Origin of the sequence: Victivallis sp. (assembly GCF_048170485.1) — a bacterium.
Lineage (GTDB): Bacteria > Verrucomicrobiota > Lentisphaeria > Victivallales > Victivallaceae > Victivallis.
Window position 1 is genome coordinate 1 of the sequence record NZ_DBEXAY010000123.1, and the last position, 4391, is coordinate 4391.

The following is a 4391-nucleotide window of genomic DNA, read 5'->3' on the forward strand; positions in this document are numbered from 1 at the left end:
GGCTGTTCTCCGGAAAATCACAGTGATTCCGGACGCTTGTTTACTCTCATTGAACTGCTCATCGTAGTGGCGATCATCGCGATTCTGGCCGCACTGCTACTGCCGGCGCTGAATCAGGCCCGGGAAAAGGGGCAGAGCATCAAATGTCTCTCCTGTGTAAAACAGCTGGCCGGCGGTCAGGAGATGTACCGGATGGATTACAATGACTACTATGCTCCTGCCCGTTACGGCTACTTCACCGTGCCGAAGAACTCCAGACAGAATCCGGAGTTTCTGGCGCCTTATCTGGGGTTTCCTGTGGGGAGCGATATGGATGACATCATGGCCCGGGGCGGGGTCTTCTGGGGATGTCCAGCGTGGCGCCCGGCGGAAAAATCCCGCACCTATACCGGATATGGGCAGAATATGCGCTATCACAGTAACGGAGACTCCATTACCATGGTTTCCTACGATGAGAACAGCACGACCATGCCGTTTTATAAAAGCAGCCAGATTCGTCTGCCTTCGAAGCGCGGCCTGTACGGCGATGCGACCAACTGGCTGATTTCAACGTACCGGGAAGGAAACGTTGCAGATCTTTTCAATTTTTCACTGGACGGCAGCGGCCGTTCAGCGGATCCCACCCGGCACGGCGGCCGCGCCAACTATTCCTTTTTCGACGGTCACGCCGAGAGCATCGGTGCAACAGTTGCCTATCTTTATTTCTTCAAACCGGAACGTTTGTAACAGGGAGAATGTTTTATGTCGCGTTCGGATTGGCGGCTGCTGGAGAACGGCAGCCGGATTCCCGCTGAAAATTATGCGGATCAGCCATATGTGGTCAAAACCGATGACGGAGCCTGGCTCTGCTGCGTCACCACCGGCATGGGCAGTGAAGGCGCTCAGGGGCAGCATGTGAGCACCTGCCGCAGTACCGATTGCGGCAGAACCTGGTCGGAACCGGTTTCCGTCGAGGCGCCGGGAGATGTGGAGAACTCCTATGCGGTTATGCTCAAGGCTCATTCCGGACGGGTATTCATCTTCTATAACCGGAACTCCGACAATGTTCGCGAAATCAGCACACACGACCGCAGGGGGACATTTACCCGGGTCGATTGTCTGGGCAGTTTTGTCTTCAAGTACAGCGATGACCACGGCAGAAGCTGGAGCCGGGAACGGTATGAAATTCCCTTCCGGCTGTTTGACTGCGACCGGAACAACGTTTACGGCGGCAGGATCCGTTTTTTCTGGAACGTCGGCCGGGCTTTCTCGTTGGACGGAACCGCCTTGGTTTCGCTGATCCGGGTTGGTGAAATGGGGGAAGGGTTCTACCAGCGTTCCGAAGGATCGCTGTTGAAAAGTCCCGATCTTTTTACCGCAGATGACCCGGCCGAAGCCCATTGGATTACCCTGCCGGAGGGCGACGCCGGATTGCGGACTCCGCCCGGCGGCGGCCCGATTTCCGAAGAGCAGTGTTTTGTTCCGCTCAGTGACGGTTCGCTCTATGTGACCTATCGCACCGTGGATGGTTACCCGGTCGAGGCGTGGAGTCGTGACGGCGGCAGAAGCTGGCCGGAACTCCGTTACATGCGCCGCGCGAGCGGCCGCCTGGTGAAACACCCCCGCGCGGCCAATTTCACCTGGAAGTGCGCCAATGGAAAATATCTGTACTGGTTTCACAACCACGGCGGCTCCTTCATCCGTCGCAAGCGGCAGATTGCCTACGAGGATCGCAATCCCGCCTGGTTGCTGGCCGGGGTCGAGGTCGATTCGCCGCAGGGAAAGGTGATCCGCTGGGGAGAGCCCGAAGTGCTGTTGTACCATGACGACCCGATGGTCCGCTTCAGCTATCCGGATCTGGTGGAACAGGACGGGCGTTATTTTGTGACGGAAACGGAGAAGAACATCGCCAGAGTTCATGAGATTCCCGCGGCGTTTCTGGAAAAGATGTGGGCGCGGGTGGAGGGGCGCGCCGTCTTGGCGGACGCCGGAATCCTGTTCGAAGCTTCCGGGGGAAGCCGGGTGGACGCCCCGCCGGAATTCCCGGAATTCTACCGGCGAAATCATGAGACCCGGAACGGGTGCGGCATGCTCACCGGCAACGGCTGCACCTGGGAGGTGGAGCTTGCCGATCCTTCGCCGGGCCTTCTGCTCGCGGGGCGGGCCGTCGAGGATGGCCGGGGCGTGGCATTGGAGCTCGACGCCGAACGGCGCCTGGTGCTGACGCTGGATAACGGCGGTGAGGAGTGCCGCATGCGAAGCGAGCGGATTCCCCAGCTGGCTTCCGGAGACATTCTTTGCGTCGTCATCGATGGCGGTCCCGGCATTGTCAGTTTTATCTGGAACGGAGTGTTTCTCGACGGCGGCGAGGAGCTGCAGTTCGGCTGGAGGCGGTTTGATCCCCACCTGATCCGGCGGCCGGTTTCCGTGCCGTGGCAGGTGGGGAATATGGTGAAGACGATACGGCTTCTGGATCGGCCGCTGATGACGGCGGAGTGCCGCAGCCGCTTGGAGAACAGGGAGGAACTATGCTGAAACGTTCGACAATTAATCAGAGTATTGAAACGGCGAGGATCGTATTTGAAGCGGCGGGACTGCATCTGCCGGCGTTTGCCACCTGGAGTGTGGAGGAGTGGCAAGTTCGCGGCCACGAGGCAGACGAGATTCGCGACTGCATGCTGGGCTGGGATGTGACCGACTTCGGTTCCGGGGATTTTGCCAGGATCGGGCGGACGCTGTTCACGCTGCGCAATGGCCGGCACGACGACCCGCGCTATCCGAAATCCTATGCCGAGAAATTCATCCTCGACCCGGAAGGACAGCGCGCTCCAGCTCATTTTCACCGCAGCAAACGGGAGGATATCATCAACCGCGGACGCGGCTTCATCGTTCTGGAGTTGACCGCTTCCGATCCGGAGGGGAATCCGGCGGGCGGCACATTGTGTGTCGCGGTGGATGGGGTGGCATGCACAATTCCTTCCGGAAGCCGGGTGAAACTGAATCCCGGGGAAAGCATCTGTCTGCCGCCGCGCACGATTCACCAGTTCTGGGGAGAAGGTGGGGATGGTTGGGTGATCGACGGCGTGAAATACGGGGTGTCGGGAGAGGTTTCGAGCGTCTGCGACGACCGTTCCGACAATGTCTTCCTTCACGGCGGCAGCCGCTTCCCCGGAATCGACGAGGACGAACCGCGCCGGTACTACCTCTGCCAAGAGTACCCCGCGCCCTTCTGCGGCAGCTGAGTTGCCCGCCCGGGAAAATACAGCTGTTGCTTTGCGGAGAATGATGGTGGAATCCGGGACCACCTGAGCCGTATTGCCGCAGTCACAGAACTGTTTTCACGAAACATCTGCGCCTCTCCTGCCGGAGGGGCGCAACTTCTGTTCTCTGAACTTGATCTATTTCTCCCCGGCGGCTGGAGAGCTGTGGATATTCTTCTGCAATTGGGCATAGTGAGATTGTTTTGCCCGATGGGCTTGCCGGGCCGGCCATCTGCGGCCTGTTTCAGGCTGTAGAACTCCGATTCCGGCTCCGGTCGGGCACGACAGGTTTCTGCCGCACTCCCCCCGGAAGATTGTGCTGCGATGGAAAAATGAAAAAAAAGAGTACATCTTCGCTTGACTTACAGTAACTGTAACGTTTACAATAAAACAAGGGGGCGGAAGAGAAAACGGACGTGGAAACAGAAACAGAACTTCAGGAGGCGGGATGAATCGACGTGATTTCTTAAAGAGCGCATTGACGGTTGCAGTCTGTTCTCCTCTGGCCGGAGTTCTGGCGCGGGCGGCTTCCGGCAGCGGAACCGTTTCGGAACCGGTCGTTTATTTCACCCCGGAGATATCCCCGGAGGCGGTGGTCCGCATGTACCGCGTTCTCGGCGTTGCACTGCCCGGCCCCGTCGCGGTGAAGGTTCACTCCGGCGAGAAGGGCAATCAAAACTTTCTCCGCCCGGAATTTTTTCGCCCAATGGTCGAGGCGGTCAACGGGACGATCGTGGAGTGCAACACCGCTTACGAGGGGGCCCGCAACACCACGGAGAAGCATCGGCGCCTGATCGCGGAACACGGCTGGAGCAGCTGTTTCCCGGTCGATCTCATGGATGCGGAGGGACCGGACCTGGTTCTGCCGGTTCCCGGCGGCAGGATTCTGAAGCAGAACTTCGTCGGGAAAAACATGGCCCGTTACCGCTCCATGCTGGTGCTTTCCCACTTCAAGGGGCACCCGGTTGCCGGATATGGCGGCGCGTTGAAACAGCTTTCGATCGGGTGCGCCTCCTCCCGCGGGAAGGCACTGATTCACTCCGGCGGCGTCACCGCCGATCAGACCGCGTGCTGGAATCATATGGCTTCGGCGGAGGTTTTCGGCGACGCCATGGCGGAAACGGCCGGAACAATTGTAAATTATTTTAAAAA

At 59.0% G+C, this 4391-nt stretch carries 4 protein-coding genes; all 4 read left to right on the forward strand.

The features are described 5' to 3' along the window. Positions 1-726 (forward strand): prepilin-type N-terminal cleavage/methylation domain-containing protein (locus ACMLHG_RS06460; RefSeq protein ID WP_417169958.1); only part of this gene is annotated, 726 nt, incomplete at its 5' end. Positions 727-741: 15 nt separating this feature from the next. Continuing rightward, positions 742-2514: a sialidase family protein gene (locus ACMLHG_RS06465; protein ID WP_417169960.1), complete on the forward strand. Its 1773-nt coding sequence runs from the start codon at positions 742-744 to the stop codon at positions 2512-2514. Next, positions 2508-3221 (forward strand): D-lyxose/D-mannose family sugar isomerase, encoded by a 714-nt coding sequence (locus ACMLHG_RS06470; RefSeq protein WP_417169961.1) that lies wholly within the window; start codon positions 2508-2510, stop codon positions 3219-3221. The genes ACMLHG_RS06465 and ACMLHG_RS06470 overlap by 7 nt, the downstream gene beginning before the upstream one ends. 466 nt (positions 3222-3687) lie before the next feature. Continuing rightward, positions 3688-4391, forward strand: a 704-nt coding sequence (locus tag ACMLHG_RS06475; RefSeq protein ID WP_417169962.1) for a DUF362 domain-containing protein, incomplete at its 3' end; no start/stop codon positions are given.